Below are 15,321 nucleotides of genomic sequence, written 5' to 3'. Positions count from 1 at the left end.
ATTTAAGTAAAGGATTTAGTTCAGTATTGCACAGGACTGAGTCCTTTTAGTTTTGCATCAATGCGTTTGTTGTTGTAGTAATCAATATAGTCTACAATAGCTGGTTTCAAATGCTCCATTAACTTAAACATCCTCTAATAACCATAAAACATCTCAAAAAGAAAGACTCCATCATGCCGTTGTATGGGCTGTTTCCTTTACGTGACATGGAAGGCTGAATCCCCTTACCCACTATAAAAAGCGATGAGAATACGGTGTTGATATAACTACCCCTGTTAGCTACTTGGAATATCAAACTCTGTCGCATCTGTGTAGCATTTTTCCATTGGTTTGGATGCTTCGAACTGGAGTTGAATGAGATTTTCTGCTTTCTTACCAACCTCTCCTTGATATGAATAATACTTACGTTTACAACGAATTCGAGCACTTAAACCAAGAGCCTTCATCAGACGTTGCACTTTCTTATGATTTACCATGAAACCACGATTTCTCAATTCAAGAGCCATTCGACAATAGCCATAATTTCCTTTGCGCTCAGTAAAATAGCTTGAATCACAGCTTTGATAGTTTGACTCTTATCCGTTTGATCCAGCTGTTTTAAGTGGTAATAATAGGTCGAACGAGCAAGCTTAATAATCTTTAGAAGAATCTCTAAAGCAAACTCTGTTACCAATTCTCGAACAATTTCCGTTTTTCTCTTCGCTCTTTCTCGTCCCTCAATCGGAGTTCTCTCAACTTTTTTAGAACAGCGTTCTCCGCTCTCAAGTACTCATTTTCTGCTTGAAGTCGCTCTAGTTCTGTCATCTCTTCAGGTTTCTTCTTTGGCTCACGTCCCATTTTAGGCGGTCTCCCTCTTCTTTTCTCAACAATAGTATACCCATTTTTCTTGTATTGTGCTATCCAATTGTTAAGCAAACCTTGATTTGATAGGCCATAATCCAGACAAACACTTTGTTGGGAACAACCTTCAAGCAGAACTTTATCAATCATTTCTCGTTTTAATTTAGGAGAATAATAACGATTCTTTCCCTTTTTGACGATGTTTATTCCATAACGGCCAATTAATTTCACCATATACTTTAGACCAGAAATGTTCACCCCAAATTGATTTGAAAGTCGTTTAAAGCTTGTTCCTTGCTTTCTCAGTTCATATATTTGAACTTTATCTTCATAAGTCAATTTCATAATAAAAACACCCCAAGTTAGATTTTTTCTGTCTAACTTTTGGGGTGCAGTTCATTTCGGCTCTTTTTATTTATAAGTTTTATAGCTTGCCCAAGCCTCATCTATAGATAAGGTCTCAGCATCTGTGTATGATCTTCTGTAACTATTCCAAACAAGACCGCTACTTGAACCTGTTTCCTGAGTAACCGGAGCTTGATCGTAAATAGTAAGACCATAGTATGCAATAATACTATTTAACTTAGAAGCATACAGACTATCTGTAGCATAGGTTCCTGTGAGTGCCTGAGTAGCATCCGCATAGCTACTTGTATTTGATTTCCAAGTACCAGAATAAGTAGATGACGTCATCAAAGCAGCATAATCTGCTAGGGAATCACTCAGACTTCCATATGAACGAAAGGACTCGTCAATCTCGTAAGTATTTCCTGCACCTCCATCTTCCCAAGTACGCATTGTAACAGATTTCCCATTATAAGAACCCTTAATACCAAAGAAGTTGTAATAAGGAGCTTGACTCAAACCTGACTGACCTGAATTTGATTCTAGAATTGCTTGAGCAATTAGAACAGAAGCATAGATATTGTAGTCTTGACCAATCTGTCTCGCAGTCTCACCGATACTATCAATAAAAGCTGTCGTAGTTTGATTATAGGCAGCTTCAGCTTTAGCATTGACACTATTATCATTTTTTCTGTCTGTTGTAAAAGCCAACACAAAAAAGAGTGAACAGATAAAAGCCCCCACGATAAAAACAAAATACTTCTTTAAATGACGATACATACAGCCCTCCCTTCATAAGGGATCGATTATAATATTTTAATACCATTTTATCAAAAAAACTGACACCCCGCAACCTTCTTACCTAGTTGTTGATGAGAAATAAGGCATAAGTCACCTTTACATCATATTTATAATAAGCTATAATATAGTCGAATTTTAAGGAGGTAACTTAATGAAAATAAAAGAATCTTTACCTGGAATAAGTATTTCAATACTTATATCACTCATAGCTTGCTATCTTGGAAACTTATTTCCTATTATTGGTGGACCGGTCATTGGACTTTTTATCGGACTCTTATTAGCTAGTCTACCTATAAATCAAAAAAAATTTTTAGTAGGGATGCAATTCACATCAAAAAAAGTATTACAATACGCAGTTGTTCTTCTTGGATTTGGATTAAATCTTTCTCAAGTCTTCAACGTTGGCTTAACATCTCTGCCCATTATTTTAGCTACCATTACTACGGCACTGATTACTGCTTATTTCATCCATAAGCTATTTAAATTAGATAGTGAAATCGCAACTTTAGTAGGAGTTGGATCATCTATCTGCGGTGGTTCTGCTATTGCAGCCACTGCACCTGTTATCAAGGCCAAAGATGAATCTATTGCAACAGCAATCTCTGTAATTTTCTTTTTCAACATCTTAGCAGCTCTACTCTTTCCTCACTTGGGATCCTGGTTGGGACTTAGTAATCAAGGCTTTGCCATATTTGCTGGAACAGCTGTTAACGATACTTCTTCTGTAACTGCTACCGCTAGTTCATGGGATAGCTTACATGGAACATCCATCCTAGATCAGGCAACAATTGTCAAATTAACAAGGACACTTGCTATCATTCCTATCACTCTAGGACTCTCTATTTTGCAGTCGAAAAAATATAATACACAGGAAACTTTTTCTCTGACCAAAGCAATTCCAAACTTCATCCTTTGGTTCCTGTTGGCTTCACTCGTTACAACCATAACGATGTCTATGGGTGTCCCATCCGCTATCTTCGATCCTTTAAAAGACCTTTCAAAATTCATGATTATCATGGCCATGTCAGCTATTGGTTTCCAAACAAATCTCAAAAAACTAATCACTAAAGGAGGCTCAGCACTTCTAGTGGGAGGAGTCTGTTGGTTATTAATCAGTCTCGCTTCTCTTCTCATGCAAAAGCTATTAGGACTTTGGTAAAATAAAACTCACAAACTAAACAAGTTTGTGAGTTTTATTTTATTGTATAGTTGTTTTTTACATTCAAAGATATGGGTTTGAATAACCTTATCTCCCTCATTTGTCACTCTCAGATCAATATCGTAGCTATTAGTTTCACCACTTATATCTTGAACCTTATAAATACCATCCTTCTTTACTGAAGAAGGAGATACTTGACCAGAATAATAGTTTACTTCAAGAACTGAAGTTCTCTCTAAAGATAAGGAAATTAAACTATTAAAAAAATAAAAACCATAAAAAAGACCTAGAAGGCTCAGCGAAGCAAGGCTCCAAAACAATACTTAAAAAGCCCCCAATTTCAACCTCTATTTCCTCACTTAGTCATTATTTTCCTTTAACTTAACATCGTTTTTATTAGATTATTTTACACACATTGGAGATTTTGTCAAATTATTTGATATTTAAAACATAAACTAAATTTCTTGACATATCAAAAGCCGTTAGCAATCTAACGGCAATTTTTTATATCTGAGATAACGTATTCAAGACGGCTATAAAGACCAAGCAATAAGTCATAACTTCGATTTTCGTTCTCTTTCAAAACAGTGTAGACTGTTGTACCGTAACTAAATTCAAAGAAGTCATCTAATTCTTTAAGCCAGTCATCAATAACCCCTAAATTTTGATCGATAATAGCAAATAAACTTGGTTGATACCAGATTGTCCCTTCGATATAAAGGTTTTTATCAGATAATTTAGATAGAGATACTTTTAAGTCAGCAAGCTCACGTTTAGCAATATTGGGATCAATCTTGAGATCAAAAAGCAAGCGTGCATCATGATTAAGAATATTGAGTTCTGCTTGAAGCAATTGAATATAGTGTATCGCTACTAAATACTGGTTCATAGGTCTCTCCTGATTATCTGAAAATCATAATATCATTGTACCACTAAAAGGTGAAAAAAAGTAGTAATTATTTAATAATTTTACATGATTTTCTTAGAAATACTTTTTACATTGAAAGTTTTATTTTAAAATAATTACACTAGTCATTTTTCTAATACTTTAAGAAATAAATGGCTTTTTTAAAAAATAAAAATCACTCAAAATGAGTGATTTAATAACCTTAGTGACTGACCATTTCTTGTGCAATTTCAAAGCCACTAAGTTTTCCAGGGTAGTAAGTTGGCCAGTTGTCCATTTCTTTTAGAATTTCTTCTTGACTACTATTACCAAAGAAAATATGAAAATGTGCTGCGCTTGTTGGATCTATTTGATGATCAGAAAATTGGACATACTGGTAAGGATTATCTGCTGCTTGACTATCAGTTGCTGTGAAGAGATAACGGACACCTTTTTTACCAGAAGCATAAGTCAAAATCTTATAACCATCATAACGATAAGTGTGTGTCACGCTACTTCCATCATTCTTTGTGAAAGTCATGGTCATCTTTTTACCATCAATAGCAATTTTAGAAACATCTGTTTGATAGCCCTTAGTGTAGTACTCTTTGTACTCTTGTGCAGTTTTATCCTTATTCAATAGAGATTTGTATTCAAATACTTGATCTAAAGTACCATCTTGAAGATAAGGATAGACCGATTGCCACTTACCAGACCAATCAGAAAGTTCTCTATCTTTAACATCTTTGTCATCAAAGTAACCATTTTGGACTGTTTTCTTGTCATCACTTCCTGTTTCAGGTTGGATAGTTTTACCTTCAACATCTGTTGTTAAACGAAGATTCTTTAGGTTCTCAGTCATAACACTGACATAATCTTCACCTTTTTTCAACTGCTCCTTAGTTAGTGATTCAATTGGATTTAAAACTGCTGTCTTAACTCCTACTTCGTTAGCTAAGGTTTTAGCAACGCTACTTGAAGCATTTTCCTCAAAGTAGATATAGTTAATGTCATATTCTTTGACATACTTAGAAAGGCTAGCGATACGTTTTGCAGATGGATCAGATTCAGCTGAAACACCTGAAATTGGCACTTGGGTCAAACCGTAATCTAAAGCAAGGTAGGCAAAGGCTGCGTGCTGTGTAACAAAACTCTTCTGTTTTGTATGACTCAACGCTTCCGTATACTCCTTATCCAAAGCTTGTAATTTTTTTAGATATTTTTCTGCGTTAGTCGTAAATACTGCTTTTTTATCTGGATGTTGAGCAATCAAACCATCTCTAATAGTTTTCACTAATTTTTGAGAACGTTTTGGTGAGAGCCAAACATGGGGATCGTACTCATGGTGATGTTCTTCACCACCGTGATCATGATCTTCTTCCTCTATACCAGGCAAAAGAACCATTCCTTTACTTGCCTCGATAACCTTAGTATTTTTGGTATTAATGGTTTTCTCAATCTTGGGAACCCATGTTTCCATATTCTCATTTAAGTAGACAAAAGTATCCGCTTTCTCAATATCAGCAACATTCTTAGTAGAAGGCTGAAAATCATGGGCCTCACTACCTGCAGGGATAAGATAAGACACCTTTCCCTCATCTCCAACAACCTGCTTGGTGAATTCATAAACAGGGTAGAAGCTCGTTACAACCTTCAAATCACCATTCCCCTTTGAATCGTGTTGACTAGTCGTATAATAAATACCTGCACTAGCAGCTAGAACAACTGCTGCTAATCCTGCTATGCCAAAAATGCGTTTCTTTTTCATGATATTCCTTTCAAAATACTTAACCGGTTAATAGTTTACTGGTTAAGTATATCACATTAATTTTATTTTGCAAGTCCTAAATAAAAAAATTGAAATATTTTTACGAGAAAGAATTATTTGTTATACTGGAAATATCATTTGGAAAGTAGGTTATACATGTTTCGTAAATTAACGCTATATCTTTTTTTATTGCTTTCAGCTATAGGCCTTACCTATGATACACAATCATACACTTCAGGTGCTTTATCTGGTTCGTCTTATGGGATTATTGGGCTATCCACCCTCATCGCTCTATGTTATATCGTCCCAGGAATAATTTTGATTAAGTACTTAGGTAAGAGATGGCAGGTGAAACCACTTGTTCTCATATTTGCCCTTATTGGAGGAATCTTTATAACAGGATGGATGGCTGGTTATGCTAATACCTTTTCTCATGACTGGGTAACTGCTCACCTTTCTTCAAAGAATTTCTTCTACCGCTTTGAGGATGCTATAATGGCCCCACTAGTTGAGGAGCCTCTCAAACTAGCAGCTTTTCTCTTTGCTATCTATATGGTTCCAACAGAGCGCTTCAAGGCCCTCCTACTTGTCGCTATTACCGCAGGTTTCGGATTTCAGATTAGTGAGGACTTCTCCTACATTCTTTCAGATTTACCTGATGGTTTCTCTTATACCATTTCAGGAATCCTGGGTAGAACTATCGGTGCAGTATCATCTCACTGGCTTTACACGTCCTTCCTTGCTATGGGACTAATCCTGATTTGGCGTGCTTATCAAAAGCGAATCGACCAAAAATATGGCTTCATTGGTCTACTTTATGCTTGTGGTGCCTTTATGACTCATTTTGCGTGGAACTCACCTCTTCGTAACTTAGAAAGTGACTTACCGTGGGCATCAGGCCTTCTTATCTCTCTTAACATTTTCTTTTTTATAACACTTTATCAACTTCTTTCTAAACTTGATAAAGAAAACCAATAAAAACTAAAATACGTCAAAAGCCCTTCCATTTTATGGAAAGGCTTTTTATACGACTTCAGTCACTCATAGAGAAACGATTGGTCATCAAATTACTTGCATCATCTAAGACTTTTGCCAAAAGTTTGTCTGTTTCTAACTGAATTTCGTCACTCATTTTTTGATTTTCTGCTTCAAAATCGATACTTTCATCATTAGCCAAAGCTGTATCGACACGATTAATCATGGCATGGCCAAGAGCCATAGTTGTTTCTACATAGGCATCCAAATCTGCTTCATGCTGTTGGAAATGAGGATCACAAATGGCCGCAATCAAGCGATTACTCCAATAGAAATTGCCTGTATCAACCTTATCAGTTGTTTGACGGAAATAGGCAGGTGTTGTTTCAACCTGAGTCCAAAATGGCACCATTGTCCCAAATGGCATTGATCCATAGGATAACCACTGAATTCCTGTCGTTTCTGCTGGTTTGTTAGGACGCATTTGCAAAAGTGCCGTTTGACTTGTACGATTAATACCGATCGGACGGAATTGGCGTTGACTCATAGCGTCTCCTTGAGGTCCATAAGGATCATAAGGCGTATCTTGGTAATGAAGACTCAAAACGTATTTAACATCTTCAACTGTAATTTTGCGGTATGGTTTTTGGCACCATGGAATAAAGAATGATTTTGGATCATAGTCCTTTTCTGGGTTCAAAAATTTCTGCATAGCCCAGGCGCGCGGTGTATTATAATGACGATCCTTATCTCGTTGGCTACCAAAAGCGTAACGTGGATTAAAGTGTTCGTTAGAGTAGGTTAAATCCAAATGATGCTTATTGATAAAGTCCCGGATATCTGGTGAGGCAAGATAGTCGTCTGAATTTTCAAACTCATAATGATCGATACCAAGTTGGTTTGGGTTTGTAACATAGGCATCGTCTGGAACACGTCTGGCAATCCAATGATGACCACCAATTGTTTCTAACCACCAAATTTCCTCAGTATCTGCAAAAGCAATACCATTTGACTCATATGTGCCATAAGTTTCAAGGAGCTCACCCAAGCGAAGGACGCCTTCACGCGCAGTTTTGATATAAGGCAAGACCAAAGTCAGCATATCCTCTTCTCCAAAGCCATCTTTGACAAAAGGGTCTGCACCGAGAACACGCGCATTAGTGGTGATTGTTTCTGTTGCACTCATGGCGACATTAGCTGAGTTAATACCAGCCTCTCCCCAGATACCGTCTTTACCAAGCGCGTCTGGTACAGAGGTATAACGTAAAGGATTATCTGGCAAATCAATTGAAAACTTGCTAAGCACAGACTGATAATGACGTGGTTGGTCTTCAGGGGTTACTACTAGGAACTCTTTGGGCGTAAAAACGCCTGATTGAGAATCTTCAGTACGTGCAATCATGGTAGAGCCATCATATGAGGCTTTCTTACCTACTAAAATCGTTGTACAAGCCATAAAAGCTTCCTTTCTACTTACAAATCGTCTGCTATCTTATTTATTTTTCTGAGACGATGGTTGACACCACTCTTGGTTAGAGGAGGTTCTATACTATCTGCGATTTGCTGGATAGAGTAATCTGGATTAGCAATACGGAGTTGGGCAATTTGACGCAGTTCAACTGGTAAAACTTCCAAGCCAACCGTATCCATAATCTTGATAATATTATTAATTGTTTTCATGCTAGCACTAATCGTTCTAGCAATATTAGCTGTTTCCGCATTATTAGCACGATTGAGGTCATTTCTCGTCTCCCTCATAATTTTGACCTCTTCAAAAATCTCCTTAGAAGTCATGGCACCAATAACGATGAGAAAATCCATAATATCCTCAGCTTTTTGAAGATAGGTTACAAAACCATTTTTATGGCTCAAAACCTTAGCATCAAGCATAAATTTTTTCATGAGAGAGGCTAGATCTTCTGCGTGGTCCTGATAGACAGAGAAGATTTCCAATTGATAACGGCCTTTCTCAGGATCGCGTACCGTTCCAGTTGCCAAAAAAGCCCCCCGTAAATAGGACCTTCCAGCCTCGTCATCTTCCATTATTGACGTTTCAATGCCTGTTTCAAAGCCGAAGAAAGAATCTGCTAATTGTAAATCAGACAAAATGTCATTGACACTCTCAGCAACAAAGACAGTGTAAACACGATTTTTCTTGAGATTAGTCTTGTTATAATGTCTCAATTCAGAATCGCAATGGTAGCGATTTTCTATCAACTGGTAGATATGACGAGCAATTTTTGCATTCTCTGTCGAAATAGAGAGAGTCAGTCCTTGATTCGTTAAACCAACGGAACCAGACATCTTAATCAATGCTGACAATTCCGCTATATCTTTACTCGAGGCTGCAATTATCTCCTCTTTAACCTTAATCGTGAAACTCATGACTTCTTCCTCACTAAATGCATAAGCTCTTCCACTACCAAATCGCCATGGTGGAAGGCACCTCCGTTCTCAAGTCGCAGAAAATTAGAAGAAACAATTGTTTTTGCTTCACGACGTAAGCCCTCAAAATCATGCTCAACCTGAACAAGGTATTCATCAAATTCATTACTAGCCATGTATTCCTGAGGAACCTTTTCGATGTTAACCAAAACATTATCAATAACATCAGAGCCAAGATGACGATTGAGAACGGCCACATGGTCAGCATCTGAAAATTGCTCCGTTTCTCCATACTGAGTCATAATATTACAAATGTAAGTGACATCAGCCTTGGTCTCTAAAAGCGCTTGACGAATCTCTGGTATAACCAGATTTGGCAAAATCGATGTATAAAGGGAGCCAGGGCCTAGTACAATCATATCACTATTCATAATGGCATCAACAACCTTACGACTTGCCTTCGGCACCTCTTCATTGTAGGTGTTAGTCACATAGACACGCTCAATCATGCCGTCGTATTGAGAAATGCTACTCTCGCCTGCCACCTCATGCCCATCTTGAAAAACGGCATGAAGGGTTAGAGCAGTCTCGCTGGCAGGATAAATTTTACCTGTAACATGGAAAAACTTCGTTAAAAGCTGCATAGCATTATAGGTAGACCCTTGCATTTCTGAAATTCCAGCGATAATCAGGTTTCCAAGTGGGTGACCAGCTAAAGCTCCATCAGTTTGATCAAAACGGTATTGGAAAACGCGTTCATAAAGTTTAGGCATATCACTCATAGCAACCAAAACATTGCGCAAATCCCCTGGAGGAGTTAGTTTCATAATATCACGCAAATCGCCTGAAGAACCGCCATCATCAGCCACAGTTACAACAGCAGTGATATCAACATCTTTATGACGCAAACTACGAAGAATAACTGGAATACCAGTTCCCCCACCTATTACTGTAATTCTTGGTTTTTTCATGAACGATTCACCGTCTCCTTACGTCTATCCTTATCACGATGTGTTTCATTTACCGTCCAATCATTTTTCAAATCTTGAGCTAGACGATGCGCAAAAGCTACACTACGGTGTTGACCACCTGTACATCCAACAGCAATGGTAAGAACAGATTTACCTTCTTTTTGATAGCCTGGAAGAATTGGTTTAATGAGATGACTTAAATTCTTGTAAAAATCCTCTGATTCCTTATGAGTCATAACAAAATCATAAACTTCTCTGTCCAAGCCAGTGAGGTTACGAAGAGTATGATCATAATATGGATTTGGCAAGAAACGGACATCAAATACCAAATCTGCATCCAATGGCAACCCATATTTAAATCCAAAACTCAAAACTTCAATCCGGAAAGAAGATTGGTCTTGCTTAGATGAAAATTGTTCAGAAATTGCCTTACGAAGCTGACGTGGAGTTAGTTCAGTTGTATCCACCACGTTTTGACTCAAACTCTTAAGTGGCGATAAAAGTTCACGCTCTAGCTTAATTCCATCCAAAACACGTCCATCTGCCGCTAGTGGATGACTACGACGTGTCTCTTTATAACGTGAAACTAATTCCCCATCAGTAGCATCTAAGAAAAGAATTTTGAAATTGAGTTCCTCATTGCTTTCCAACTGATCTAAAATATCGTTAATTTCGTCAAAGAACACACGACTACGCATGTCTACAACAAGAGCAATCTTATCTGTCTCTTCACTGTGTTTCAACAGCTCAATAACCTTTGGCACCAGTGAAGGTGGAATATTATCAATGGTAAAATAACCAATGTCCTCAAATGATTGAATTGCTACAGTCTTACCTGCACCACTCATCCCTGTAACAACAACTAAATTAATTATCTTTGTCTTCATGAGTCTCCCTTTCTAGTCTCATTTCTTTCAAAACACGAATATCATCTGATATCTTCTCAACTTGTTGACTAACTGCCATTAGCATTTCTGTCTGCAATTTTTGGATAGTAAGCAAATCTGATTGGTCTTGTTGCACCAAGTGATCAATCTTTTCATGTAAAAGTCGGATTTCTTCCTTTGATTGTTTATTGACGTGATAGTCATTTCGTGCTTGCAATCGATCATAATCCGATGCTCGATTCTGACTCATCATAATCAGAGGTGCCTGAACTGCAGCCAGTGTAGATAAGGCGAGATTCAACAGAATAAATGGGTACTTGTCAAAGGCAATACCAAAGGGTTGAACGACATTCATCCCCATCCAAATCCCCATAAAAGCAATGAATGACAAGATAAAAGTCCAAGATCCACCAAATCTGGCCACTTCATCAGCCACCTTTTGGCCAAAAGTAATTCGACTATCCAATTGTTCCTGGATATCCTGGTCTTCGTATAGCAAACTCTTGGTCACATCATGAACTGTTTCACGCACATGCTCATTTTTCTCATTAGCATTTGAGATAACCTCGTCGAGAAAAACTAACCTATAATCCAAAAGACTGATATTACTTATAAAATCATGCCCTTTTAAATCAGGGTAGTCTTTTCTTAGAAGAACCTGTAAACGACTATTCAGTCGTTCGAAATAAGAACCATCTGTCTCGTCGAACCACTCTTTAGAGATATAATCTTGAACTCTTTTTACCTGCATAGTTTCGCCTTCTTTCTAGGCTTTATTATACCACATTGAAGACTCAAACGTTCAATCAATAAAGTAAAAGAATCCAAGACTAATCTCGGGCTTCTCCTAATACAACACACGAAATTAAACGTAAACTTTTTCTCATTGTTTTCATCCCCTTGAATATACAATATAAGAGCACAATAAAAACTCATAAGATTTTCTAGTAAAATAGAATTGAACGAACTAGTTACGAAAGGAAATCTTATGAGCTACCATCATTTTGTTAAGCCACTTCATCGTCATCCGTCTAGTATTAGTCGTGAGTGGAAGCGACATCTAAAAGAAGGAAGCTATTCTCCAGGTCATGCACAGAAAGCCTACTATATTGCTAAATCACACTGTGGGCGAAAACGTATGCTTGAAAGAGATCACAATTTAAGCAATACCGTCAAACATTTATTTCTCGATTACCAATGGTCTCCTGAAGAAATAGAAGGTCATTTGAGATTAGAGTATGGGAAAACTGTTATTAGTTATCAAACAATCTATAGAGCCATTTACAGAGGGTATTTTGATGATAACTCACTATCTCATGTAAAAAAATTGAAGTCTATTTTCCTGATCCCTATGCTCCATGGCAACGAGGGACTAATGAGAATACGAATGGACTACTAAGAGAATATTTTCCAAAGGGTAGTAATCTAACATTGGTTGATGTGCAGACTATTCATCTGTGGGAGAACAAACTTAATAATAAGCCACGAAAATGTCATAACTGGAAAACACCTTATGAAGTATTCTGTGGGGAAAGTACGTACTTAATTTGACAATTCAAGCCCTTTTTAAAATAAATATACCTTTTTACAAGAGACCGCTTACACTGCGTTTTACAACCTAATTGTGAGAAATAAAGTTTCTATTGTCAAACTATTTTAATGATAGAAGTTTCTAACATATGACCAATATAATGTCAAAAATATTTTTACTTCCGATACCACTTAATCTATTTTTGGACAAGAAAAAAGTCCATTATTCTTATAAGGACTTTCATCATTGGGTTAACGATTATCAATATTTTCAGGATAAAGATCATGATTAAAAAGACGTTGCTCGGCCATATTTTCATATTTTGATTTTGGACGACCATAGTTGTAATAGGGGTCAATTGAAATACCACCACGAGGAGTAAATTTCCCCCAAACCTCAAGGTAACGAGGATTCAAAAGCTCCACTAAATCTTTACCAATGGTATTAATACAGTTTTCGTGGAAATCACCATGGTTACGATAGCTAAAGAGATAAAGCTTTAGAGATTTAGACTCCACACAAAGCTGGTCTGGAATATAAGAGATATAGATGCTAGCGAAATCTGGTTGCCCAGTAATAGGACAAAGTGACGTAAATTCTGGACAGTTGAATTTGATAAAATAATCATTATCAACATGACGATTATCAAAAGATTCCAAAACTTGTGGAGAGTATTCAAAAATATAAGGTGTCTCCTTATTACCAAGGAGAGTGAGGTTTTTCATTTCTTCTTGTTGTGACATTTTTCTTCCTTTATTGTTAATTTTTCTAGACCTTTATATGGTCAATTTTTAATCTAAATTTCTAATGTTAATTATTAAAAAAGTAAAAATACTATCAATTCTAAGCTTATAGAATGTGAAGATTAGACTCCGCGCTCATTATCATAGAGTAGGGTATGAAGCTGAGGGAGAACACGTACATTGCCCCATGAGTCATCAGTAGCTACTGTTTCCCAGAGTTCCTTGAGGCGATTTAATTGATGTTGGACAATATTTCCTTCTGCTTTCGGTTCAGGATTACCAGCTGAGAGAAACATAACATCTGGTTGATAACGCTCTTGAATCATCTTAGCAAAAGCCAAATCAGCATCATCAAAGACAGGAACCTTAAAAGTAAGCTTATCAGGATCCAGCTGGGAAACAATAAAATCAAGTGTCTCCATATTGACTTCCATCTTAGATGAAGGTGGTTTAGGACTTAAGGTTACTTGGTCAATATCCCTTAACCACTCCTGCCAACGAGAGCCTTGTGTTTCAACGGCCAGAGTTATGCCTCTAGCCTTGAGTTTTGAAACGAGTTCTGCCATATTTGCTGCTAAAAGAGCTGGATTCCCTCCAGACAGAGTAACATAATCGTAAGTCCCTAGTGCATCTAAAGCTTCAATAACTTCATCAGCTGTCATTCGGGTTGGCTTTTCTGACCCGTCCCAAGTGAAGGCAGAATCACACCAATCACAATGGTAATCACATCCCGCTGTCCTTACAAACATGGTCTTTTGACCGATAGCTCGGCCTTCCCCTTGAAAGGTCGGTCCAAAAATTTCAAGGACTGGTAGTTTAAGTACTCGTTCTCTAGTCATCTAACCACTCCCGTCTAAACTCCGCAAAAGCTGTCGGTGTCTCATATAGCCGTACATACTCCAAACGAAGCCCACGCTCCTCCGGAAGATATTCACTAGTCGTCTGGAAAATCCAGAAAACCATATTTTCCGCAGTTGTGTTCATATAAGGCAATGTCTCATTGAGATAACGGTGATCTAACTGAGGTTCCAAATGGTCCTTATAAATGCGCTTAAGGTCACCAAAATCATAAGTCATACCACGCTCATCCAAGTAACCACTTACTGCAATCTGAAGGTGATAAGTATGGCCATGAAGGGACTTACATTTTCCCTCATAATTAAAGAGATGATGGGCAGCATCAAAAGTAAACTCTTTAGAAACCATTGTACGGTGAGGATTATAAACCAAAGACTCACCTGTTTCTTTTTTGATTTCTTTCGGTGCAAAAAACATTAAGCATCTCCTCTTTCTGCAAGATATTTTTCAAGACCTTTTTGACGCAAGTGACAGGCAGGGCAATCACCACATCCTATCCCTATAATACCGTTATAGCAAGTCAGCGTTTTTTCACGAACGTAGTCAAAAGCTCCTAGTTGGTCAGCCAAAGCCCAAGTCTCAGCCTTATCTAACCACATGAGTGGGGTTTGGATAACAAAATCATAGGCCATGGCAAGATTAAGTGTGACATTAAGGGATTTGACAAAAACATCACGACAGTCTGGATAACCAGAAAAGTCTGTCTCACAAACACCCGTAACAATATCAGTGATACCACGTTGCTTGGCTAGAACAGCTGCAAAAGAAAGGAAAAGATGATTACGCCCGTCTACAAAGGTATTTGGTACTTCACCTTCTTCAGCCTCAATCTCAATATCAGATGTTAAGGCATTTTCAGTGATTTGACCAAGCAAAGACATATCCAAAACATGATGTTTAAGCCCTTGTTCTTGCGCAATCTCTTTAGCTACTTCAATTTCCAAGCTATGACGTTGTCCGTATGCAAAAGTAACTAATTCAACTGTTTCATAATGTTTTAGAGCCCAAAAAAGGCAAGTTGTAGAATCTTGACCGCCACTAAAGACGACCAAAGCTGATTGACGTTTCATAATATTCCTCTTTATTCGTGATGTCTGAGACACATAAAAAGGCCCCTTGGGGGAGCCAAAAAACGCCATTACTGGTTTTTTTTAGCGATGGTGTCTCCCAAA

At 37.5% G+C, this 15,321-nt stretch carries 17 protein-coding genes and 1 pseudogene; 4 read left to right on the top strand and 14 right to left on the bottom strand.

Translation table 11 applies throughout. The features are described from left to right. Positions 1 to 20: 20 nt before the first annotated feature. Positions 21 to 1,185: pseudogene (locus tag RDY04_RS01670) on the bottom strand (IS3 family transposase). Positions 1,186 to 1,251: 66 nt separating this feature from the next. Next, on the bottom strand, positions 1,252 to 1,965 hold the full coding sequence (locus RDY04_RS01665; protein WP_295494162.1) for a glucosaminidase domain-containing protein: 714 nt from the start codon (positions 1,963 to 1,965) through the stop codon (positions 1,252 to 1,254). A gap of 172 nt (positions 1,966 to 2,137) precedes the next feature. On the opposite strand from RDY04_RS01665, the gene RDY04_RS01660 reads away from it, so the two are divergent. Further along, a complete protein-coding gene (locus RDY04_RS01660; protein WP_303953200.1) occupies positions 2,138 to 3,145 on the top strand; it encodes a YeiH family protein in 1,008 nt (335 codons plus the stop codon). 8 nt (positions 3,146 to 3,153) lie between these two features. On the opposite strand, the gene RDY04_RS09535 is transcribed toward RDY04_RS01660, so the two are convergent. The 3 genes from RDY04_RS09535 to RDY04_RS01650 form a co-directional block, all read right to left on the bottom strand. Beyond that, complete coding sequence (locus RDY04_RS09535) at positions 3,154 to 3,465, bottom strand: hypothetical protein (RefSeq protein ID WP_374110358.1); 312 nt, start codon at positions 3,463 to 3,465, stop codon at positions 3,154 to 3,156. Between the two features lie 170 nt (positions 3,466 to 3,635). After that, positions 3,636 to 4,034: a hypothetical protein gene (locus tag RDY04_RS01655; RefSeq protein WP_303953198.1), complete on the bottom strand. Its 399-nt coding sequence runs from the start codon at positions 4,032 to 4,034 to the stop codon at positions 3,636 to 3,638. 220 nt (positions 4,035 to 4,254) lie between these two features. Beyond that, complete coding sequence (locus RDY04_RS01650) at positions 4,255 to 5,799, bottom strand: zinc ABC transporter substrate-binding protein AdcA (protein ID WP_303953195.1); 1,545 nt, start codon at positions 5,797 to 5,799, stop codon at positions 4,255 to 4,257. Between the two features lie 156 nt (positions 5,800 to 5,955). Here RDY04_RS01650 and RDY04_RS01645 point away from each other — a divergent pair, with 156 nt between their 5' ends. Then, entirely contained in the window at positions 5,956 to 6,777 is an 822-nt protein-coding gene (locus RDY04_RS01645; RefSeq protein WP_303953193.1) for a PrsW family glutamic-type intramembrane protease, read from the top strand. Between the two features lie 55 nt (positions 6,778 to 6,832). Here the strand turns inward: RDY04_RS01645 and RDY04_RS01640 are convergent, their stop codons facing one another. Genes RDY04_RS01640 through RDY04_RS01620 form a run of 5 tightly spaced genes read right to left on the bottom strand, consistent with a single transcriptional unit; the run spans position 6,833 to position 11,768 of the window. Next, complete coding sequence (locus RDY04_RS01640; RefSeq protein ID WP_303953190.1) at positions 6,833 to 8,230, bottom strand: C69 family dipeptidase; 1,398 nt, start codon at positions 8,228 to 8,230, stop codon at positions 6,833 to 6,835. Between the two features lie 17 nt (positions 8,231 to 8,247). After that, positions 8,248 to 9,159: a DNA-binding protein WhiA gene (gene whiA, locus RDY04_RS01635; RefSeq protein ID WP_303953187.1), complete on the bottom strand. Its 912-nt coding sequence runs from the start codon at positions 9,157 to 9,159 to the stop codon at positions 8,248 to 8,250. After that, positions 9,156 to 10,130 carry a YvcK family protein gene (locus tag RDY04_RS01630; RefSeq protein WP_303267317.1) on the bottom strand — a complete coding sequence of 325 codons (975 nt, stop codon included), beginning with the start codon at positions 10,128 to 10,130 and terminating at the stop codon, positions 9,156 to 9,158. Before RDY04_RS01630 ends, whiA begins: the two co-directional genes overlap by 4 nt. Beyond that, the gene (gene rapZ, locus RDY04_RS01625) at positions 10,127 to 11,017 is read right to left on the bottom strand and encodes an RNase adapter RapZ (RefSeq protein WP_295494177.1); all 891 of its coding nucleotides are present in this window, start codon (positions 11,015 to 11,017) and stop codon (positions 10,127 to 10,129) included. Before rapZ ends, RDY04_RS01630 begins: the two co-directional genes overlap by 4 nt. Next, positions 10,998 to 11,768: a DUF1003 domain-containing protein gene (locus RDY04_RS01620; RefSeq protein ID WP_295494179.1), complete on the bottom strand. Its 771-nt coding sequence runs from the start codon at positions 11,766 to 11,768 to the stop codon at positions 10,998 to 11,000. Before RDY04_RS01620 ends, rapZ begins: the two co-directional genes overlap by 20 nt. A 237-nt stretch (positions 11,769 to 12,005) precedes the next feature. On the opposite strand from RDY04_RS01620, the gene RDY04_RS01615 reads away from it, so the two are divergent. Next, positions 12,006 to 12,416 carry a hypothetical protein gene (locus RDY04_RS01615; RefSeq protein WP_303953180.1) on the top strand — a complete coding sequence of 137 codons (411 nt, stop codon included), beginning with the start codon at positions 12,006 to 12,008 and terminating at the stop codon, positions 12,414 to 12,416. Further along, positions 12,329 to 12,568, top strand: a complete 240-nt coding sequence (locus RDY04_RS01610) for an IS30 family transposase (RefSeq protein WP_308000819.1) — start codon at positions 12,329 to 12,331, stop codon at positions 12,566 to 12,568. Before RDY04_RS01615 ends, RDY04_RS01610 begins: the two co-directional genes overlap by 88 nt. A 231-nt stretch (positions 12,569 to 12,799) precedes the next feature. On the opposite strand, the gene queF is transcribed toward RDY04_RS01610, so the two are convergent. The 4 genes from queF to queC form a co-directional block, all read right to left on the bottom strand. Further along, positions 12,800 to 13,291 carry a preQ(1) synthase gene (gene queF, locus RDY04_RS01605; protein ID WP_303953177.1) on the bottom strand — a complete coding sequence of 164 codons (492 nt, stop codon included), beginning with the start codon at positions 13,289 to 13,291 and terminating at the stop codon, positions 12,800 to 12,802. Positions 13,292 to 13,413: 122 nt separating this feature from the next. After that, positions 13,414 to 14,130: a 7-carboxy-7-deazaguanine synthase QueE gene (queE, locus tag RDY04_RS01600; protein ID WP_303953174.1), complete on the bottom strand. Its 717-nt coding sequence runs from the start codon at positions 14,128 to 14,130 to the stop codon at positions 13,414 to 13,416. Further along, the gene (gene queD, locus RDY04_RS01595) at positions 14,123 to 14,566 is read right to left on the bottom strand and encodes a 6-carboxytetrahydropterin synthase QueD (RefSeq protein ID WP_303953171.1); all 444 of its coding nucleotides are present in this window, start codon (positions 14,564 to 14,566) and stop codon (positions 14,123 to 14,125) included. Before queD ends, queE begins: the two co-directional genes overlap by 8 nt. Further along, on the bottom strand, positions 14,566 to 15,219 hold the full coding sequence (queC, locus tag RDY04_RS01590) for a 7-cyano-7-deazaguanine synthase QueC (protein WP_303953167.1): 654 nt from the start codon (positions 15,217 to 15,219) through the stop codon (positions 14,566 to 14,568). The genes queD and queC overlap by 1 nt, the downstream gene beginning before the upstream one ends. Positions 15,220 to 15,321 lie beyond the last annotated feature (102 nt).

This window comes from uncultured Streptococcus sp. (assembly GCF_902463925.1).
Classification (GTDB): Bacteria; Bacillota; Bacilli; order Lactobacillales; family Streptococcaceae; genus Streptococcus.
Note: the sequence above shows the minus strand (reverse complement) of the source record. Positions and strands in the feature narration are given on the sequence as shown.